Origin of the sequence: Candidatus Thiodiazotropha sp. CDECU1 (genome assembly GCF_963455295.1) — a bacterium.
Classification (GTDB): domain Bacteria; phylum Pseudomonadota; class Gammaproteobacteria; order Chromatiales; family Chromatiaceae; genus Thiodiazotropha.
The window spans coordinates 4,172,664-4,193,080 of sequence record NZ_OY734020.1 but is presented as its reverse complement, the minus strand read 5'-3'; the positions used below and the strand labels follow the sequence as shown (position 1 = coordinate 4,193,080).

The 20,417-nt window shown below is 54.3% G+C and carries 16 protein-coding genes; 8 read left to right on the top strand and 8 right to left on the bottom strand.

All coding sequences use genetic code 11. The features are described from left to right. Positions 1–16: 16 nt before the first annotated feature. Positions 17–1,468: a TrkH family potassium uptake protein gene (locus R2K28_RS19175; RefSeq protein ID WP_316366986.1), complete on the top strand. Its 1,452-nt coding sequence runs from the start codon at positions 17–19 to the stop codon at positions 1,466–1,468. Between the two features lie 133 nt (positions 1,469–1,601). On the opposite strand, the gene R2K28_RS19170 is transcribed toward R2K28_RS19175, so the two are convergent. The 6 genes from R2K28_RS19170 to R2K28_RS19145 all read right to left on the bottom strand — a co-directional run bounded on the left by R2K28_RS19170 (position 1,602) and on the right by R2K28_RS19145 (position 5,259). Then, positions 1,602–2,093, bottom strand: coding sequence for a DVUA0089 family protein (locus R2K28_RS19170; RefSeq protein WP_316366985.1), 492 nt, complete (start codon positions 2,091–2,093; stop codon positions 1,602–1,604). A gap of 227 nt (positions 2,094–2,320) precedes the next feature. After that, a complete protein-coding gene (locus R2K28_RS19165) occupies positions 2,321–2,773 on the bottom strand; it encodes a YqaA family protein (protein WP_316366983.1) in 453 nt (150 codons plus the stop codon). Next, positions 2,749–3,684, bottom strand: coding sequence for a class I SAM-dependent methyltransferase (locus R2K28_RS19160; RefSeq protein ID WP_316366980.1), 936 nt, complete (start codon positions 3,682–3,684; stop codon positions 2,749–2,751). Before R2K28_RS19160 ends, R2K28_RS19165 begins: the two co-directional genes overlap by 25 nt. Continuing rightward, positions 3,684–4,058, bottom strand: coding sequence for a DUF423 domain-containing protein (locus tag R2K28_RS19155; protein WP_116446129.1), 375 nt, complete (start codon positions 4,056–4,058; stop codon positions 3,684–3,686). The genes R2K28_RS19160 and R2K28_RS19155 overlap by 1 nt, the downstream gene beginning before the upstream one ends. Next, positions 4,058–4,609 (bottom strand): hypothetical protein, encoded by a 552-nt coding sequence (locus tag R2K28_RS19150; RefSeq protein ID WP_316366976.1) that lies wholly within the window; start codon positions 4,607–4,609, stop codon positions 4,058–4,060. The genes R2K28_RS19155 and R2K28_RS19150 overlap by 1 nt, the downstream gene beginning before the upstream one ends. Beyond that, the gene (locus tag R2K28_RS19145; RefSeq protein ID WP_316366974.1) at positions 4,609–5,259 is read right to left on the bottom strand and encodes a HEAT repeat domain-containing protein; all 651 of its coding nucleotides are present in this window, start codon (positions 5,257–5,259) and stop codon (positions 4,609–4,611) included. Before R2K28_RS19145 ends, R2K28_RS19150 begins: the two co-directional genes overlap by 1 nt. Before the next feature lie 513 nt (positions 5,260–5,772). Between R2K28_RS19145 and aprB the strand changes: the two genes are divergently transcribed. The 3 genes from aprB (at position 5,773) to R2K28_RS19130 (ending at position 9,401) form a co-directional block, all read left to right on the top strand. Beyond that, a complete protein-coding gene (aprB, locus tag R2K28_RS19140; protein WP_316366971.1) occupies positions 5,773–6,246 on the top strand; it encodes an adenylyl-sulfate reductase subunit beta in 474 nt (157 codons plus the stop codon). A 51-nt stretch (positions 6,247–6,297) separates the two neighbouring features. Continuing rightward, a complete protein-coding gene (gene aprA / locus R2K28_RS19135; RefSeq protein ID WP_108289497.1) occupies positions 6,298–8,283 on the top strand; it encodes an adenylyl-sulfate reductase subunit alpha in 1,986 nt (661 codons plus the stop codon). 227 nt (positions 8,284–8,510) lie between these two features. Beyond that, the gene (locus tag R2K28_RS19130; RefSeq protein ID WP_316366968.1) at positions 8,511–9,401 is read left to right on the top strand and encodes a YkgJ family cysteine cluster protein; all 891 of its coding nucleotides are present in this window, start codon (positions 8,511–8,513) and stop codon (positions 9,399–9,401) included. 118 nt (positions 9,402–9,519) lie between these two features. On the opposite strand, the gene R2K28_RS19125 is transcribed toward R2K28_RS19130, so the two are convergent. Both R2K28_RS19125 and R2K28_RS19120 read right to left on the bottom strand, forming a co-directional pair. Further along, positions 9,520–12,465 carry a hypothetical protein gene (locus R2K28_RS19125; RefSeq protein WP_316366967.1) on the bottom strand — a complete coding sequence of 982 codons (2,946 nt, stop codon included), beginning with the start codon at positions 12,463–12,465 and terminating at the stop codon, positions 9,520–9,522. A gap of 275 nt (positions 12,466–12,740) precedes the next feature. After that, positions 12,741–13,082, bottom strand: coding sequence for a 4a-hydroxytetrahydrobiopterin dehydratase (locus R2K28_RS19120; protein WP_316366966.1), 342 nt, complete (start codon positions 13,080–13,082; stop codon positions 12,741–12,743). Between the two features lie 161 nt (positions 13,083–13,243). Between R2K28_RS19120 and R2K28_RS19115 the strand changes: the two genes are divergently transcribed. From R2K28_RS19115 to R2K28_RS19100, 4 genes are all read left to right on the top strand, one after another. Next, on the top strand, positions 13,244–14,638 hold the full coding sequence (locus tag R2K28_RS19115) for a response regulator (protein ID WP_316366964.1): 1,395 nt from the start codon (positions 13,244–13,246) through the stop codon (positions 14,636–14,638). Between the two features lie 581 nt (positions 14,639–15,219). Continuing rightward, complete coding sequence (locus R2K28_RS19110; RefSeq protein WP_316366963.1) at positions 15,220–17,130, top strand: S8 family serine peptidase; 1,911 nt, start codon at positions 15,220–15,222, stop codon at positions 17,128–17,130. Positions 17,131–17,154: 24 nt separating this feature from the next. Next, the gene (locus R2K28_RS19105; RefSeq protein WP_116446118.1) at positions 17,155–17,412 is read left to right on the top strand and encodes a DUF5062 family protein; all 258 of its coding nucleotides are present in this window, start codon (positions 17,155–17,157) and stop codon (positions 17,410–17,412) included. A 122-nt stretch (positions 17,413–17,534) separates the two neighbouring features. Beyond that, the gene (locus R2K28_RS19100; RefSeq protein ID WP_316366962.1) at positions 17,535–20,348 is read left to right on the top strand and encodes a 2-oxoglutarate dehydrogenase E1 component; all 2,814 of its coding nucleotides are present in this window, start codon (positions 17,535–17,537) and stop codon (positions 20,346–20,348) included. The last annotated feature ends 69 nt before the right edge of the window (positions 20,349–20,417 follow it).

Here is a 20,417-nt window from a genome sequence, read left to right as displayed (position 1 = left end):
TCCAGGAAAATAGAATATGCATCTTTTTGTGGTTCAACGGATACTGGGTGTGCTGCTGATGGTCTTCAGTCTCAGCATGCTGCCACCCCTTGGGATCTCCATGTGGACCGGTGACGGTGCCCTGGTGGGCTTTACCGATGCCTTTATCCTTACCCTGGGACTCGGCCTGGCGTGCTGGGCACCGGTACGCAACCGCCGCCAGGATTTACGCGTCCGCGACGGCTTTCTGGTTGTGGTGATGTTCTGGGGCGTGCTGGGGCTGACCGGCTCCCTCCCTTTCCTGTTCGCGGAAAACCAGGATATGACCATCACCGATGCGGTGTTCGAATCCATATCGGGCCTCACGACCACCGGCGCCACGGTCATCGTTGGCATCGATGAGCTGCCGGTATCCATCCTCTACTACCGACAGCAACTGCAGTGGCTGGGGGGGATGGGGATCATCGTCCTGGCGGTGGCGGTGTTACCGATGCTGGGTATCGGTGGCATGCAGCTCTATCGGGCCGAGACCCCGGGTCCGGTAAAAGACAATAAACTGACACCCCGTATAACCGAGACCGCCAAGGCGCTCTGGTATATCTACCTGGGTCTGACCCTCAGCTGTATGCTCGCCTATTGGTTGGGGGGCATGCGGCCCTTTGACGCCATGGGACACGCCTTCTCGACGGTGGCCATCGGCGGATTTTCCACCCATGATGAGAGCATCGGTTATTACGACAGTACCCTGATCGAGATGATCGCGGTGATTTTCATGCTCCTCTCAGGGGCAAACTTCGCCCTCCATTTCCTTGCCGTGCGGCGTAGATCCCTTCGCACATATTTCGAGGACCCGGAGTTTCGCGGCTATATCACCACCCTGGGGGTGGTCATAGTTATCGTCTCCTCGGCGCTCTTTTTCATGGGGGTTTACGGCACCTGGGGTGAGTCGATTATACGTGGGCTGTTTCAGGCGGTTTCAATCGGCACCACCACCGGATTTACCACGGCAGACTACTCCCTATGGCCGGGATTCATATCCATCCTGTTGCTGTTCTCCAGCTTCGTCGGCGGCTGTGCCGGCTCCACTGGTGGTGGCATCAAGGTGATACGTTTTTTACTGTTGATCAAACAGGGTGTACGCGAGATCAATCGCCTGATCCACCCCAATGCTGAGATTCCGATCCGCATCGGCACCAAAACCATTCCCTGGCGGATTGTGGAGGCGGTGTGGGGATTCTTCGCCCTCTATGTGGCCAGTTTTGGCGTCATGTACCTGGCCCTGGCCTCCACCGGACTCGATCTGATGACCTCGTTCTCCGCAGTGGCCGCCAGTATCAACAATCTGGGGCCAGGTCTGGCCGATGTGGGTTCCAACTATGCCAACCTCAACGACCCCGCCAAGTGGATACTCTGTTTCGCCATGCTGTTGGGTCGTCTGGAGATCTTCACCCTGCTGGTGTTGTTGACCCCCGCGTTTTGGCGTAAGTAAGGGACACTCTGTTATCGACGAATCGCCAACTACCAGCATCCGCGGAAGTGGATAATTTCTCAGGTCAATAAAAAAACCCGCTGCATTTGCAGCGGGTTTCTATGTTATGAATAGAGTTAAGATCAGAGGCAGACTATTTTTTGGCTCGACGCCGGGAAATCCCCGCACCCAATAGGCCCAGGCCCAATAAGGATAGGGTTGTTGGTTCGGGTACGGAGCTAGAGTTGAAACCCACCTCGGCCCGCGACGCGATAGTAATAGCATAGTCACCATATCGGTTGTTGCTGTTGTACCCCGATAGTGCCTCGCTCAAGGAGAGATGGAAATCAGACACGGCCAGGATATAACTGCCTGCACTCAACATCCTGCCGATGAAAGAGTTAAGGCCGGGTCCGCCATCATCATTCCGCGTGATGTAGTCGGTGTTGTCGAGAGCACCGTTGCTCTCAAACAGATAGACATAGGTGTCAAAATCACGTGAATTAACAGAAATGCCTGTCCATCCAGCTGTACTCTGGTCGAACAACGTGTACGCGACTGATCCGGCACCAGAAGCTGTAATCGATCCGGTCGTACTAATGATGTTCGCAGAGGTGGCCAGAGGAAGCAGGAGCAAGAGTCCCAAAATTAAATTGCTTGATTTATACATTTATTTCGATTCCCCGTATTTATATTCAAAGCTTTGTCATTAAAGCTTTAAGGCCTATTAAGCATGATCCGTGCCAGTGCATACAATATGCGTGTTTAATTAATAGCTTGCAGGGTTGTGTGTGGGACGGGTGATACCCAATGGCTGATATATGTAAAGTAAATCGACATACTTACAAGGGAGTCAGCTAGATATGCCAGCCGCTATCCCAGGCTGCCCATGGCTCCTGCCAGTGCCCCGTACCGCAGTGCCTTGCCAAGTCCGATGAAGAGGGTGGCCGGTAGCAGCCTGACGCCGCTCCAGCCTGCGGCCAGGCAGAGCGGGTCGCCTATCACCGGCAGCCAGGAGAGCAGCAGTATCGGGCTGCCGTAGTGGGTTACCCGCTTTAACGCAAGCCTCTGTCTCTCGTTGCTTAGCCCTCGTCCAGGATATCGACGCCCCAACCACCAGCCGATCAGCCAACTGCTGAGTCCGCCAAGGGTGTTGCCAAGGGTGGCAACGCTGCATAACAGGATTGCCTGGTCAGGATGCTGTTGCAGTTCCCATACCAACATCGCCTCTGAACCGCCGGGCAACAGGGTCGAGGCAAGGAAGCTGCCGATGAAGAGTCCGACTGGCCCACCCGACAGGTTCAGGATTGACGGAAGATCCAGCATCGATGGGCCGGGTGGCGTTTGAAGTCGTCGGGCAGTGTCTGGCGGGTGATCTCCTCACAACCGGGTAGGGACTCCAGACCCTGATCGATCTTAAAACGGCGCTTGTTGGTGGAGAAGTAGAGTTCGCCGCTGGGGGTAAGCAGTTTCAGGCAGGCCTCTATCAGCTGTCTGTGGTCCCGCTGAACATCGAGTATCTCCTGCATCTTTTTCGAGTTGGAGAAGCTGGGTGGGTCGAGGACGATGAGGCCGAACAGCCGCCGTTCACGCACCGCCCGTTCCAGATAGTCAAACACATCTGCCCGCTGCAACTGATGGTCATCGCCGCTGAAACCGTTGAGGGTCAGGTTGCGCCGGGTCCAGGCCTGGTAGGTATTGGAGAGGTCGACACTGGTGGTGGCCAGGGCCCCGCCCGCTGCGGCGTAGACCGAGAAGCTGCCGGTGTAGGCGAACAGGTTGAGCATGCGCCGCCCTTCGGCACGCCGGCGGATCAGATCACGGGTTTCCCGGTGGTCGAGAAACAGTCCGGTATCCAGATAGCTGTGCAGGTCGACCTCGAATTTCAGACCTCCCTCGCTGACCACCTGATGGCAGCCCCGTTGGCCGGTTTTTTCATATTGGGCGAGGCCGCGCTGTCTTTGACGGGTCTTGAACGCCAGTGACTGGTTTGGGATCTGCAACGCTTCACAGATCGTCTCGCCGATGGCCAGTTCTTCTGCCTCGCTCAGCGGCACCTGGCCTTTGCGGGCAAAGACCTGGGCGTGGACCTCGCCTTCGTACCAATCGATGGCGAGGGGAAACTCGGGGATATCCCGGTCATAGAGGCGGTAGCAACTGATGCCACGCCGGCGTGCCCACTTGCTCCAGTGGCGCTGGTTCTTCTGCAGGCGATTACCGAAATCACTGAGCTGCATCAGCGGGGCAGGCGCCATGCAGCCAGGGCGAGGGCAAACCAGCCTGCGATAAAGGCCACACCACCCAGGGGGGTGACCATGCCCAGGCTGCGTACACCGGTGAGTGCCAGGATATAGAGGCTGCCGGAGAAGAGCAGGATTCCGGCCAGGAAAGACCAGCCGGCGATACTCAGTGCGCGGCTGGGATAGTGCAGGCCAAGCAGTCCGCAACCCAACAGGGCCAGGGTATGCAAGCCTTGATAGTGTACCGCTTTTTGCCACCAGATCATGTGGCCGGGTGGCAGGCGGGCCTCCAGGGTGTGGGCGCCGAATGCACCGAGTATCACCAGCAGCATACCGCTGACAGCAGCGAGAACCAGCAAGGTGCGCGGCATCAGCGGTCGTCCCCTTCGAGTTGTTTGAGCTCTTCCAGAATACCCATGACGATTGCTTCTGTTTTGCTATCCATGCGTTTGCATAGAACCTCGGGATGGCGTTCGCCATCGATCATGGGACGAATCACGGCAGCCAGTCGGCTCATGGGACCGCCGACCTTGCTCATCTGATTCGCCATCTCGGCGATAATCTGCAGTGCCTGGGGATTGCCACTGCCAGCGGCGTGAATCATGGAGGCAAGACCGGGGGCTGCCATTGCCGGGTCTGGTTTTGCATTGGGATCAGGCAGGGTGGAGGGGTCCTGCAGGCCAAGCAGGATCGCTTCGGTGATCACCTGGTCCTCTTCGTCAAGATTGTTCAACAACTCAATATCACGCCGACCCTGATTGAAGATCTTGCGTATGGTCTCTACCAGTTCTGACCAGCCATTCTCGCTCGCCAGGGCCATGAGTTGTTCGAACTCGCTGTTACGCTCAGGATTGGGTCCGGTGGCGACAACCTGATTGATGAAGGCGGCGTGCACCGCCAGGATCTGGGCTCTCTTATCCATCAGCTGTTTTCTCCCTGCAGCAGTTCGAGTGATTCCGCAGCGATCTCTCTGACATCAGGGTGTTCGTCATCGAGCATTCCTCGCAATGGTTCGATGGCCTGCTTGGACAGGGTCAGGCCCAGGTAGTGGGCAACATCGGCGCGCAGGGTGGGGTCGGGGGATTCTGCCAGTGGCAGCAGGTCAGTGAGTACTGACTTCCACAGGGGTGTTCCCTGCAACTCCTCAGCAACCACACCGATACCGATGCGTACCACGATGGGGGTTTCGGGGGAATTCAGCAGACTCAGTAAATCCCCCAGTGCATCGGGATGTCTCTGCAACCAGGCAACCGCCCCATGGGCCCGCTGGGATTCCAGCAGGTGGCTGAGATAGCTTGCTGTTCCCTCCTCCCGGCCTGCCAGGTCGATCCATCGCTCGAGTTCTCCCTGGGACAGGACACCCTCCAGCTCAAAGGAGCCGATGCGGGTCCAGGGAACACTGCGGGTGCCCATGCTGTGTGCGACTTGGGGATGTTCAACGATGTTTACAGCCTCCAGACGACCAATCTTGCCCTGCTTCAGCAGCTGGCTCAGATGTTGCAAAACCACGGGACAGTGAGCACAACCAGTGGCCAGGAGAAGTAGGGCGTCAGGGGCTTCAGCTTTGCTCATGTGGATACTCGAAAAAGGGCCACTCTAACCGAAAAGGCCGGTTCTGCAACTTTTTGACTTGATAGATTATCGCGCAATGCATATCTCCCTTGGGATAGTCGCGTCGCATATTCGACCGGTTGATCAACCCTGAGGTAAAAGACCTTATTTAGAATATTGGAATTTTCTTTTTTATAAATAGGTAGTTACTAAACCAACTAAAATAGTATGTTTTACAATGGGCTAGGTCAATAAGCGTATTTTATGCGCCCTCATAAAAAGACTGTTTGGCTAAAGGGATTGTAAGGCATTAATGTTTGTCGCCCCGAGTCCAGCTTGCGCGCATGCGTGCGACGGAGTGCCTGGCTGTGCGGCCTGGCTGATTCGGGAGTGAAACTAGGTTCGGACGCCATGGGCACGGGCCGGTAGAGATACTAAAGAATGACGCCGGGTATTGCCCGGGTGTGCTTACTAAAGCTGCGGCATCTCACGGCGTCTGAATCACTGCAGTGAAACCCTTAGGAGATAAACACCATGCCAACATTTGTGCGTACTGAGAAGTGCGATGGCTGTAAAGGCCAGGACAGGACAGCTTGCATGTACATCTGTCCTCACGACCTGATGAAGCTGGATAAAGACGGCTCAGAGACAGGCCATGCCATGAAGTCCTTCAACCAAGAGCCTGAGCAGTGCTGGGAGTGTTACTCCTGCATCAAGATCTGCCCTCAGCAGGCCATCGAAGCGCGTCCTTACGCCGATATCGTACCTCTGGGCGCATCTGTACAGCCTCTGCGCGGTACCGATTCCATCATGTGGACCATCAAGTTCCGCAACGGCACCATGAAGCGCTTCAAGTTCCCGATCCGTACCACTCCAGAGGGTTCCATCGATCCCTATGGTGGTAAGCCTGCTGCCGATTTCGCGAAGATCGGTGAGCCCGGTTTCTTCAATCATAATGAGCAGAACGGCTACCGTGCCGGTGATGCTAGCGAACTGATCCGCAAATAAGCCGGATTCAGACAGATTTAGAAACTAACGAAATTTTTTGAGGAATTAAAAATGGCTGAGTTCGGAAATCCGGAAGTCGTCCAAGAAGAGGTAGACATCCTGCTGATCGGTGGTGGTATGGCCTGTAGTGGTGCCGCCTATGAGATCGGTCCTTGGGTACAAGCCGCTGGTGGCGACATTAAAGTTAAGCTGGTCGATAAGGCCGCTATGGACCGTTCTGGTGCTGTCGCCCAGGGTCTGTCCGCTATCAACACTTACATCGGTTCGGAACAGGATCCCGCCGATTACGCACGTATGGTCTCCAACGATCTGATGGGTATCACCCGTGACGATCTGGCCTATGACCTGGGCCGCCACGTTGACGAGTCCGTGCATCTGTTCGAAGAGTGGGGCCTGCCCATCTGGAAGACTGATGAGAACGGTGAGCGTCACGACGGTTCAAAAGGCATGACCCCATTGAAGGACGGCGGCAAGCCCGTACGTTCCGGTAAGTGGCAGATCATGATCAACGGTGAGTCCTACAAGTGGATCGTCGCTGAAGCCGCGAAGAAAGCCCTGGGCATGGACAACATCCAGGAGCGTATCTTCATCGTCAAGCTGGTCAACGACAAGAACGATCCCAACCGCATCGCCGGTGCCGTTGGTTTCTCTGTACGTGAGCACAAGCTGTATGTCTTCAAGGCAAAGGCCATCCTGCTGGCTGCCGGTGGTTGTGTAAACATCTTCCGTCCCCGCTCTGTGGGTGAGGGTCAGGGCCGTGCCTGGTACCCGGTATGGAACGCTGGTTCCACCTACGCCATGGCTGCCGAGGCTGGTGCTGAGCTGACCATGATGGAAAACCGCTTCGTACCTACCCGTTTCAAAGACGGTTACGGTCCTGTTGGCGCATGGTTCCTGCTCTTCAAATCCAAGGCCACCAACGCCTTTGGTGAAGTCTACATGGACCGCAACAAGGAGATGCTGGACGACTATCCTCCTTATGGTCAGGCTGCCGTTCCCGCATCCTGCCTGCGTAACCATCTGATGCTGAAAGAGATGAAAGAGGGTCGTGGTCCTATCTGGATGGACACTGTCACCGCCCTTGCCAACCTGCGTGAGACCCTGTCTCCCCGTGAGGTTAAGCATCTGGAAGCCGAGGCCTGGGAAGACTTCCTGGACATGTGTATCGGCCAGTGCGGTATCTGGGCTGGTGAGAACATCGAGCCTGAGAAAAAGAACTCAGAGCTGATGCCTACCGAACCCTACCTGCTGGGCTCTCACTCCGGTTGTTGCGGCATCTGGACCTCCGGTCCTGAAGATGTTGGCGCACCTACCGAGGAGACCGAGGCTGGCGTGCCTGAGCATCTGCCTCAGGGCTGGAACTGGGGCTACCGTGGTATGACCACCGTCTCCGGTCTGTTCACCGCTGGTGACGGCGTGGGCGCTTCCGGTCACAAATTCTCTTCCGGTTCCCATGCCGAAGGCCGTATGGCCGCCAAGGCCATGGTCAAGTACGTCATGGACAACAAGGATCTCAGCCCTGAGCTGGACACCGACGTTGATTCCCTGATCGAAGAGATCTACCGTCCGGTTCGCAACTACCTTGAGCACAAGGACTACTCAACCGCAATCGATGTAAATCCCAACTACATTACACCGCGGATGCTGCAGTTCCGTCTGCAGAAGGTTATGGATGAGTACGTTGCCGGTGTTGCCACCTACTACACCACCAACGAGCACATGCTGGACCTGGCTGAGCAGAAGCTTGAAATGCTCAAGGAAGACGCCCTCAAGATGCGCGCCAAGGACCTCCACGAACTACTGCGTGCGTGGGAGAACTATCACCGCATCCTGACTGCTGAAGCTCACATGAAACACATTCAGTTCCGTCAAGAGTCTCGTTATCCTGGTTTCTACTACCGCATGGATAAGAACTTTGTCGACGAAGAGAACTGGAAGTGCTTCGTAAACTCCATCTACGACAGAGAGACCAAGACCTACAAGTGCTTCAAGCGGGCACACGTAGATATCGTAGATAAGGCTAAGTTGTTCAAGTAATACTTGACTGTTTAGTAGCTTAGGAGGGTCCGGGTATCGTAAGGTGCCCGGACTTTTCCGTCTTTAATGGTTGTTATTTATGCAGTTTTTAAATGAACACATGTGTGCGCTGATACTCTAAGGGCGAACCGTATCAGCAGTCCGCAACTTGGACTAATATTCAGTTTCACGGTGTCCATTTACAAATTGATTCCTACACCAGCCGATTCCCATATCGGAGGCAGACAATGAGCGAAAAATTCGATATTCCATTCAAAAGCAGCTTCGTACCCGCGGTGCTTGAGCCTGGCGCCAAGATCACATTCAACTGTCACAAGGGAATTTCCTGCTTCAATGCCTGCTGCAAGCATGCGGATATTCAGCTCACACCCTATGACATCCTGCGTTTGAAGGATAATCTGGGGATCAGTGCCACAGCGTTTCTCAAGGACCACACGGTACCTTACGAGATGGATAAGGATGGTCTGCCGGGGGTGAAACTGCGTACCGATAATGAGGGTGCCTGCCTGTTTGTGAATGATGAGGGCTGCAGTGTCTATAAGGATCGTCCCACGGCCTGCCGTTACTATCCGATCGGACATATGGCCATGCGCGAAGCAGGTTCCACCGAGGACGAGGCTCGCTACTTTCTGATCCGAGAGGATCACTGTAAGGGGCATGAAGAGGATAGGGAGATATTGGTCGATGATTACCGCAAGGAGCAGGAGGTTGAGGTCTACGATCAGCTCAATCGTGAATGGCTGCAGCTGATGCTGAAGAAGAAATCCGCCGGCCCGGCAATCGGTCGACCCTCCGATACCAGTCTGCAGTTCTTCTTCATGTGCTCCTACGACACTGACCGCCTGCGCCGCTTCGTGTTAAGCGACTCCTTCAAGGCCTCCTACGATCTGGATGAGACGTTTTACCAGACCATGGAGAAAGAGGATCTCGCCCTGATGCAGTTCGGTACCCGGCTGTTGAAACAGGTCCTGTTCGGCGAGGTCACCATTCCGGTGAAAGATAACGCAACTGAAAAGCGTGTAGAAGAGCGCAAAGAGATCCTGGAGATGCGCAGAAAGGCTGAGATCGAACTGCACAAACAGAAACAGGAGCAGCAGATGAAGGATGCGCTGTCCTGATTGTTCAAGGATTCGGTGCGTAAGTTAGATTATCAATCTAGGGTGGGGCAGGCCCCACCCTACGTTTTACCAATAGTTTCAACTCAATTATCTCCTACCCCGGTTCCCGCTTGGCCCACTATAGTCCCGACTTGGCCCAGGGAATTCTCACCCAAGGATCGCCACCCTGTTCAGCCCGCGTCCAGACAGCCTGGAAACTGGTTGAACCCCCAATCAGATCGAGATCAAATTTACTGAGTTGGTTATCATCCACGACCACGGGCTCTCCCCAGCTATTGTTGTCGTAGCTGCTGCTGACAATCTCATGTGTACCGCTTCCGTTGTCTTGTATCCAGGCCGCGAGAAATCCCATGCCGTCGCTGGCCAATTGAAAATGGCTGGTCTCATTGAGAACACGATTCAAACGGGTAGTGGTGGACCATTGGCTCCCATCGTACACACTGGTTGAGACTTCGGGGTAGGGTGTAGCCCAAAGCAGGGCATATTTTTCCCCTGATGCCTCGAGCAGGTCACCGTTGTCGGGCAGAACGAAAGTGTCGTTTTGGCTGGCGCTGAATCTCTCGGCGCCGATCCATGAGGTAGCGTTGTAGACATTGGCATAGAGGGTTGATCCCGTCTCGTTATCGGATCGCCATGCAACCGCATAACCGCTGCCGTTGGATGCGACGTATGGCGTCTTCTCACCGCGCCAGGCCTGGAGGTTGATATCACCAATATCTTCGGGACTGCTCCAGCTCTCTGTATAGAGGCTGCCCATCACGTTGCCACGGTCGAACCAGAATATTCCATAGCCTTCACCGTTACTCGCCAATTCAGGGCCATCCGGCCTGCTCATATGGTATATGTTTGTTGTTATTTCCAGGTCGGATGCGACCAACTGGCCGCTGCCCCAGACATCGCCATCATATTGAGACGAATAGATGTCCATGGTATCGCCCTGTTGTAACCAGGCCGTCAAATAGGTTGTTCCGTTGGTTGCGATCTTTGGATACCTGGTTGCGAAATAGACACCTTCGGCAACCATAGCGGGTTCGCGCCAATCGATGGCGTCAAAATGGCGTGCGATCAGGTTTCCCGTTGTGTTTGACTGGCTGGGGTAGTCGAAATGCAACAACATGTAATCGCGGCCATTTGACGCCAAGACCATGGGTATGGGTTTGGATGAGTAATGCAGCACACTGATATCATGCACAATGGAATCACTCCACCCATCCCGCTCAAAGGTTACGCCCTTGAGGAGATACTCCTCGCCGCTGCGTTCCTCCCAGGTGACAGCAAAGCCGGTTCCATTGCTGGCAATACGTGGTGTGGTCTCTGTTGTTGAGTCGGATAGAACAACGGGTTGTGCCCAGGCGTCGCCATCACGGATATTGGCGATCAACGCCCGGTATCCGTTTCTATGCTGTGACCAGAGTGCCAGGGTTGTGCCGTTGTCAGCGGCGACCAGCTGTGGTGTGTAACTGCTGCCGAGTAGGTAAGTGGATTCGTGAAGCAGTTCCGCACCGCTCCATTGTTCCCCATCCATACGGTTACGGTATGTCGAGATAGCTGTACCGCTGTCATCGATTTGGTGCCAGATGACCGAGAGACCCCTGTCTTGATTCACGGCTAACTTTGGGTCTTTGGCCGTTCCGGAGCCGTTTTCCAGGATCTCCGTATCAAGCCAACCCAGATCGCTGTCGTAGCGGGTGGCGGTGATGCTGTCGACACCATCGATCAGTTGTTTCGTAGCGAGTGCATACTGTCCATTCAGGCCTGCGATTTCGATGTCCAATTGATCGTGCAGGCGATACCGGTACAACACTTCCGAGACTATGGGGGCAATGCTTATCGGATTGCTTAAGGTATGCCAGCCGGTTCCCTGATAAACACTTGCGGTGTGTTGTACGATATTGTCGTTGTTAGCGTCAAAGTAACCCCATGCAGCGGCATAACCGTTGCCGTCAGAGACCAGCGTCCACTGTTCTGTCCCCCACTGCCTGGAGATGTCCAACAATGAGGTATCTTCCCAGGCTCCATTGCCCTGAGAGTCGATTGCCGCATAGAGTCCCCACTGACCGGCATCCTCGTACTTCGTGATCAGTGCGCAATATCCCGTACCGTTTGAGACGATCGTATTGACGTGTGCTGAATTGTCATCGCTGTCCCGCGGGAACAGTACTTCGCTGAGACCCCAGCCGTCAGATGGCGTATAGATCCGATTCATTATGGATTCGCCACCTCTGGTCCAGGCCAGTAAATATCCCGTGCCGTTGCTGGCGATGCGGGAACGGAAAATAGAGCTGCCGGGCAGGTTGACCAGCTCTTCTGTGCCTAGCCAGGCTGATCCGTCATGAATATTACCCAAGATACGGGTATTACTCTCTTCCCAGATCACTGCATAGCCGGTTCCATCAGACTCGACTTGAATGGAAAATGCGTTATCGCTGGCTGCCTCACTGTGGATAACCGTGTCTCCCCATGTCATGCCATCTTCTGATAGTGAGGTGTATACACTTTGTCTGGCCCCGGAATCCTGCCTCCAGGCAAGTAGATAACCTCTGCCATTGGAGATTAACTCATGACTATCGAACCAGGTTGCACCGGGATTTGCCTGGGTTGTGACCCACTCACCATCATTGAACAGGTTGATATACAACGTGTTATCCGTATTCCAGGCAACGGCAAAGCCGACACCGTTCGAAACCACCTTGGGTGCAATATATAGCTCGTCATGGGCAACTTCAGCCAATCTTTGCGCACTTGTCCAGCTGTCGGAAGCGCTGTCATAGAGTGAGTAATAGAGCCAGGAGCCTTCGCTAGTCACCGCCCAGACGGCCAAGCCATCCCCTGCATCGTTGAATACGCTGATCGGAATGTCTGGATTGGCGGCGGTGCGCAGGTTACTGACGCTAAGGACCGACGGGTCCTGAATTTGCACATTATCCGAGTCGCCATTGGAGGGCGTGTCATTTGTCGAATCACCAGGCTCACCACTGTTGCCGGAGCCGCCACATGAGGTCAGTAGGAGCAGGATGGATGAAACTGACAGAATGAGTCCGATAAAGCTTTTCCAATGTCGCATATAAAAACTCCGTTTACTACAAATCCTGCGCCATATGGGGGATCCTGGAACAGTCGTCGCCAATAAGTATCCCTGTACCGTCCTGGCCGTAGAGCCGGAACCTGGGATTAAGGGAATGACTACTGTGTTTAATTTACACCGTTCAGTGTCTGGTCTGCATTAAAAAAAACAAGCATTTCTGTAGTCTGGCCACAAAAAAATGGACCTGACAGCCACTGGGTAGAAGACCAATCACCCTGTAGAGCGCGGATGGCAAACCGGAGGATGCTACGCTGCTATCCCTGGTAGAGCTGATCGGTTTTCGATGACATGATAAAGTCGTTGCGGTGAAGGCCTTTTATCTTATGCGACCACCAGGTTACCCTGGTACTGCCCCACTCGGTCAATAGCGCGGGGTGGTGCCCCTCCTCCTCGGCCAGGTGCCCGACCCTGTTGGTGAAATCCAGGGCCTCGACGAAGTTGTTGAAGTGGTAAGTCTTCTCCAGCTGCATGATCCCTTCCCTGACCTCAATGTTCCAATCAGGAATGGCACGTATCAGCTCCGCCAGCTCGTCATCGCTGACTTTTGGCGCATCAGCGCGACATGCCTCACACTTTTCTTCAGTCAACGCTAGCATTAGGTGTTTCCTCTGTTCGAATATGTCAGATATAGTTAGTTGAGGATGGTGCCTCTGTCATTTGTGCAAGACACCACGATAGGATTATCATGCAGATAGTCGGGATTGCATACACAGAATCAATAGGGGAAAGCGGCACTCCGGTGCGGCCTAGGGATTAAGTGACCAAACGCGCACTCATCGTCGATGATTCAAAAACAGCTCGACAGGTCCTGTCGGGTAAGCTCTCGCAATATGGTATTTCGGTGGTGTCGCTGGAGTCAGCGGCAGCGGCAATAGACTTTCTGTATGACAATGCACCGGATGCCATCTTCATGGATTACGAGATGCCCGGCATGGATGGATTCCAGGCACTGAAGGTCATCAAGTCCAATCCCAACACCGCTGTGATACCGGTCATGATGTATACCTCTAAAGCCGGAGGACTGGAACTTAGTCAGGCCAGGGCGCTGGGTGCGGTCGGGGTACTGCCGAAACAGCTGGAGTCCCATGACCTGGAGGATGTGCTCCACTCGCTACACCTGATGCCGGATCAGGAGTCCCTGGTACACGGTTTCGAGGACAGCGAGTTGAGCGGGGTCAAAACCGTTCGTCGTCAGAGCAACATTCACTCCATCAGTGAACATGAGCGTCGCAAGTCGGCGCCTGTGGAGCCGGTCAGCCTGCCCATGGAAGACATTCTGGGCTCTATATCCACAGGTGACGAATCCCTGAAACGTTTTATCCGTAAAGAACAGAGTCTCAGCGAGAGCCGGCTTCAGGAGCGGTTGGAAAAGCATTTTGCCGAGACCCAAGGAGAGCTGTACGAGCTTGAAGCGATGCAGGAAGCATCAAAGAATCAGGCCAGCAGAGCGCAATTGCTGGGTTTATTGAGTCTTCTGTTTATGTTCGTCGGCTTCACCCTTACCTACTACTTTCTCATTCTTGCTCCAGTGGATCAGAGCGCCAATACCGGCCTTGGCGGGAACAGTGAAGGCCTATTCGAATTGATCGCTGACCAGGGTGACAGTATAGAGCGCCTGTCTCAGAAAATGGATGAGGGTGGGTTCGGCAATGCGGATAACACCGGACCACTGATTCCGGTCAAACTGATTGAATGGGCTGCAAATCAGGGCACCGAATTTGCCTATGGCGAAAGACCCTTCAATGATCAACGGGCGCTGTGGTTATCGGAACTTGTCGACCAACTGAGAGAGGCGGGATTTACCGGCACCATTGAGTTGCGTGCAACCCATGGCAACTACTGTCTGCAGAAAGCCGAAGGGGATAAACTGATCCTGGCAAAGGATGGCACGGATGTCAGTGAGTGTCTTTTTGCGGCCGATCACCGCAGCAGCAATGATTATATCAACGGCCAGTCCGTGGCCTTTGCAAACTATCTGAATGTCGAGTTGGCAAGGAGTGGCGGTGAGCTGGAGATACTGCTTTTCAGTAGTGGCTTCAATGACCCGCTAATACCCTATCCGTCAATCTACGAAGTCAAGACAGCGGCAGAGTGGAATAAGATCGCGGCTCAGAACCAGCGGATCAGGGTCAATCTCTACAGCAATCCCTAAGCACGATTGCTTCTTCCTTTATATAAAAAATTGTTGCCAATGGAATGCTAGTCTGCACGAGTATTATAAATAATTGCTCTCTGTCCCCTATGCTGCCGTTGACACAAAGACCACAAGTTAAACGCAGTTGTTTGCTCTCGCTATCATTGCCATTCTGAACTATTTTCTGTAGACCATGGATTTAGCTTAGGGATGACGAGATGAGTCGATACCAGCAACATCTCTTAAGCCTCAAGGGCCCTAATGTTACCTATGTCGGAATAGGCGAAGAGCCGCCGCTACTCTTTACACACTATACCTGCGCCAGTCATAAGCTAAAACGAATCGAAAATATCCGCAGTCTGTTCCTACTAGGGCCGGATTTTTTTGAACTCTCAATAATGGCTGGTATCCGCTGCAATGTCATCGGCACTGCCATAGTCACAAGAAATTATAAGGGAGCCCTGTAAGTTGGGGAGGGAGTCTATGTCATGAGAGTCTTTGTCTTGTTACTCGTTTCTCTTGCATCAACGTTTATTGCGTGCGCACCGATTAAACATACCGAACAGTCAAGATTCAAATCGGCAGAGATGCTTGAGTCGATGAAATTGAAAGTACCGATTGCGAAATCAGGAAAGCGGGAGAGGGATGTAGGTATCCGGATACGTGCCATACCTCAGCTGCAAAAGTTGACAGCCAAGCATCGTATTGCGCCCGACCGCAGTGGCTCGGAACGCCGGCTGGCTGTCCTTCGTAAGGATCGCACGAGCACCCTGTTTGTCGAGAATGAGCTGATTCTCGTCTCGCCGGAAATTGAGGTGCTGGAAGCGATCGGACAAGGCTTGGATGCCAGGATTGTCGCTACCCACGACATTACATCGATTCTGGATGGAGAGAAGAGATCGCTTTACCTGCGTCTGATCCGAATCGAAGCAAGCAAGTACGAAAACCCAAAAATCTTTCACGATATTGAACGCATGGCTCCCGGCGCATACGCAGGGATCTATGAAGTCTCTTCCCCTGAAGCCGGGGCGACACTGCGACTTGCCACTGCGCTTCATCTTGGTGGCAGGGCCAGCATCGGTATCAATTGGGTCGGCCAACCCTTCTCGCTGGAAAACGAAATCCTCATCGAGGGTGTTCTGCCCAGCAATGCCGGCTTCGTCAATCCGTTCCTGCTCAACTACCTTAACGGTACGGGTGCAGCTGCAGTTGGTGTGACAGATGCCTGGCACCTGATGAAAGCTGCCGGCGTCCTGGACGGCAACAATTTCGCGACCCCGCCGCACCAGATTGTGGCGGGTGTGGCCGATACCGGCTTCTGGTCAGGCGTTGATGTGACAAATCCGACGCTGAATGGCGGCCCGTTTGATATTCCGGCCAGCGCTGCTTGTACCGGTGGATTTGAGTGTGAGTGGCACGGTTCCAATACGGCTGAGGCGATGGCTGCCCGACTGGGTAATGGAAAGGCCGTGGCGGGTCCGGCTGGACCGGTGGTCTCACAGATGATCCTGCAAAACTTCGAAGGTTACGAAACCTGGTCATTGATCGGATGGATCGCCGGTCTTGGCAAGACAGTTGTCGAGCGTCCGCGTGTCGTCAGTATGAGTTTTGGCTATTCGGTTCCCGCACTCTTTGAATGGTCTACCACGCCGTTGGACGTTGCCGCGCTATCGCTGGAATCGCTGGGCGTTCTGCTGGTGGCTTCTTCAGGTAACAACGGTGAGGATATTGATGCGACCTACTGTCCCGAAAGCAGCCTCGCCAGCTGCTATGAGACAGAGCGCAAGTTGCCCTGTGAGCTGACCGGGGTGGTGTGTGTCGGAGCGTTGCGTTCGAACAGTACGCAACGATTGGCGCAGAGCAATTTCGGCACCGGGACCTTCGGACAGGGTAAGGATAACGATACGGTAGATATCTATGCACCAGGTAGTGGCATCTTTGTCGGTGCTGATCCCCAGTTTCCTGGAGTGCCCAATGACTCTGTTCAATCCGCTTCGGGGACCTCGATTGCTGCACCGTTGGCGGCGGGCGTGGCTGCACTGATTACTGCAGTCGAACCCACACTGACTCCGTCGCAGGTGACGGATCTGTTGCTCTCACTGGCCTCTACCAATGAGAACAACCTGCCTGAAGCTGCGGTGCCCGATAATACCGTCAACCGCTGGCTTAATGCTTCGCGACCGGTGCAGCAGGCGCTGATCAATAGTTTTTCGGATACCGACTTTTCACCTATCGTCCGTATCGTCGATCCCATGCCGGGAGTGTTTGGTACACCGGTGGTCGATATGGGGAGTCCGGTAACGGTCACCGCCCGTGCGGTCGATGTTGAAGGTGGTGTACCCTGTTGCAGTATAGAATGGACAATCGACGGTTCGGTGCAGACGGCACTTTCCGGTCCGACTGTCGAACTGACATTTGACGAGGATAGAAACTATACGATTGGCGTCACGGTCACCGACCAGTCAGGACAGATTGCATCGGACACACTCACCGTTCGAGCAAGGCCTTGACTCACTTACACATAAGAGAGCGTGATGAAGAAACTCAAAAATGAAGCGGAGTTGGTCAAAGGGGCCATTATTGCAGGTGTTAAATATGCTGAAAAAAGAGGTGCTGCCGTATTCGAGCCGACGGACTCCGCAAGTGAAAAGATCCTCTACATCTACCGACTCTTGGTACATGACAAAGTCATCCAACCCTTGCCGGAGAATCAGGTCTCCCAATTATCCATGAAACACAAGCTTGCCATCTGGTATGCAAAGCAACTACCGAAAGACCACCCATTGCTCTAGGGGGTAAAACACTATTTTGGTATGAAGAGGTTCACTCTGACTCCTATACTATATATTACCCTTTATCCATATAGACTTGGGTAGTGTACTGGAACCATCTGGCAGTCCAATATTGAGCAGTAATGAATACCTTCAACAAGACAGGGATCAACCCGCAAAACGCACAGTATATCGATCAACTATACGAAGCCTTCAGGCAGGATCCGGATAGCGTCTCCACCGAGTGGAGGCACTATTTCTACGGTTTCGAACTCGCCTATAGCGAGGGACAGACACCCGGTAGTATCACACCTCAGGCAGACTCCGTCCCAACTCCTGGGGTAGGTGTAGCCGCGGCAGCGGAACGTCTGATCACCGCGTACCGCATGATGGGACATCTATGTGCTGCAACCGACCCTCTACAACTGAATAAGATTGAACGGCCTATAGAGCTCAGTCCGTCATACTATGGTCTCCAGGAGGAGGCGTTGAAAAAACGCTTCAACCACGTTTCGATAGATCCGAAGCGTAAAATCCCCCTGGATGAGATCGTCGCCATCCTGAATAAGGTCTATTGTGGGAGTTTGGCCACTGAACACATGCACATCAGCTCAACCGAGCAGCGGCGCTGGATAGAGCAGCGCCTGGAATCCGGCCATGGGGATTGGCGGGGACAGCACAGCGATGAGGCGCGGGTGGGAATTCTCAAGGACCTGACCGCAGCGGAAGGGCTCGAGCAATATCTGCATCGTCGCTACATCGGACAGAAGCGGTTCTCACTGGAAGGTGGAGATTCCCTGATTCCGCTACTCGATGAAGTGGTTCAGGGCAGCGGCCAACTCGGTGTCACCCATGTGGTCATCGGCATGGCCCACCGTGGGCGTCTGAATGTGCTGGTCAACCTGATGGGTAAGTCGCCACAGGAGCTCTTTTCCGAGTTCGAGGGCACTCTCGATGAAGAGGATTCAACCGGCTCGGGGGATGTGAAATACCACCAGGGATTCTATTCCACCATCCAGAGTCCGAGTGGTCCTGTGCATGTGGCGCTGGCATTCAACCCCTCCCACCTGGAGATTGTGGCGCCTGTGGTGGAGGGGGGGGTGCGTGCGCGGCAGGATAGTATTGATGAAAACGGCAGAGGCCGGGTGATGCCGGTTTTGATTCATGGTGACGCGGCCTTCATCGGCCAGGGTGTAACCTCTGAAATCCTCAATCTGGCAAAGACCCCCGGATACCAGACCGGCGGCACGGTACATATCGTTATCAACAACCAGATCGGTTTCACCACAAGCCTGCCCCAGGAAGCACGCTCGACCCGCTATTGCACCGAGATGGCCAAGTTGATCGAGGCGCCGATATTTCATGTCAACGCCGATGATCCTGACGCGGTGGTCTTCGTCGCCCGCCTGGCGATCGAATATCGCAATACCTACCACAACGACGTGGTTATCGATCTGGTCTGCTACCGTCGTCAGGGCCACAACGAGGCCGATGAGCCGATGATCACCCAGCCAGGTATGTATCAACGCATCAAGCAGATCGAAACAACCCGTGCCCTCTATGCGAAGCGGCTGAAAGCCGACGGCATCCTTCAACAGGGCGAAGCGGAACAGCTGATCAGCGACTACCGCCGTATGCTTGATAAAGGTCAGGTCATGGTACATGCGTTCCTGCAAGGCTCTTCTACCGGCTACCAGCTGAATGACTGGAAGCGCTATATCGACGCCAGACCCGTTGAAACAGTCATTACCGCAATCAGCCTTGAACAAGTGAATGCGCTGGGGGAGAGGCTCATCCATGTGCCCGAATCCTTCAGCCTGCATCCGCGGGTCAAAAAGGTGCTCGAGAACCGCGCAGACATGATCGCCGGCGTACAACAGTTCGACTGGGGTATGGCTGAGCTGCTCGCCTATGCATCGCTACTGGGGGAGGGTGAGTCGGTGCGCTTTTCCGGCCAGGATAGCGGACGTGGCACCTTTTCACACCGCCATGCCATCCTGCACGATCAAGAAACCGATGAACGCTACATACCCCTGCAGCATATCACCCGGGAAGGACCCAGTTTCAAAATCATCAACTCGGCCCTCTCCGAACTCGCCGTGCTGGCCTTCGAATACGGCTATGCCACGTCGAGTCCTGAAACCCTGGTTATCTGGGAAGCCCAGTTCGGTGATTTCGGCAACAGCGCCCAGGTGGTGATCGATCAGTTTATCTCCAGCGGTTATCTGAAGTGGGGGCGCTTTTGTCAGCTGACCCTGTTTCTGCCCCACGGTTTCGAAGGCCAGGGCCCGGAACATTCCTCTGCGCGCCTCGAACGCTTTCTGCAGTTGTGTGCAGAGTTGAACATGCGGGTGTGGAACCCGAGCACTCCGGCGCAGATGTTCCATCTGTTGCGGGATCAGCAAAAGCGGGCCTTCCGCCGTCCCCTGGTGATTATGACCCCAAAGAGCCTGTTGCGGCATCGATTATCCACATCGTCGATTGAAGAGATTACCCAGGGCTCCCTGACGTTGGTGATCGAAGAGCTCGATGAGCATCAGGTTACAGAGATCCGGCGTGTGGTGTTGTGCAGCGGCAAGGTCTATTTTGACCTGCTCAAGGCGCGTCGAGAGCGCGGGATTACAAATATAGCCATTCTGCGCATCGAGCAGCTCTATCCTTTCCCGCGTAGAACTTTGATGGATATATTACAAAAATATGTGTATGCCCATGAACTCGTGTGGTGTCAGGAGGAACCGCGCAACCAGGGTGCCTGGTACCAGATTCAGCACCATCTACGTGTCAGCAAGCCCAAGTCCATGGTGCTTGGTTATTCGGGGCGGCCACCCTCGGCATCGCCTGCTTGCGGCAACTCTCGCCTGCATGCCCAGCAACAAATGGAACTGATCGATCGGGCGCTATCCGAGACAGCCGTGGATGATCCGGGTGAGCGGCTGGATGATACCGATGTTCATTGAATCGAGAAAGGCCGTATCTCTGCCTGCTTGATTACTTGGAACAGTTGCTCTCTGACCTTTGTGCTGTAT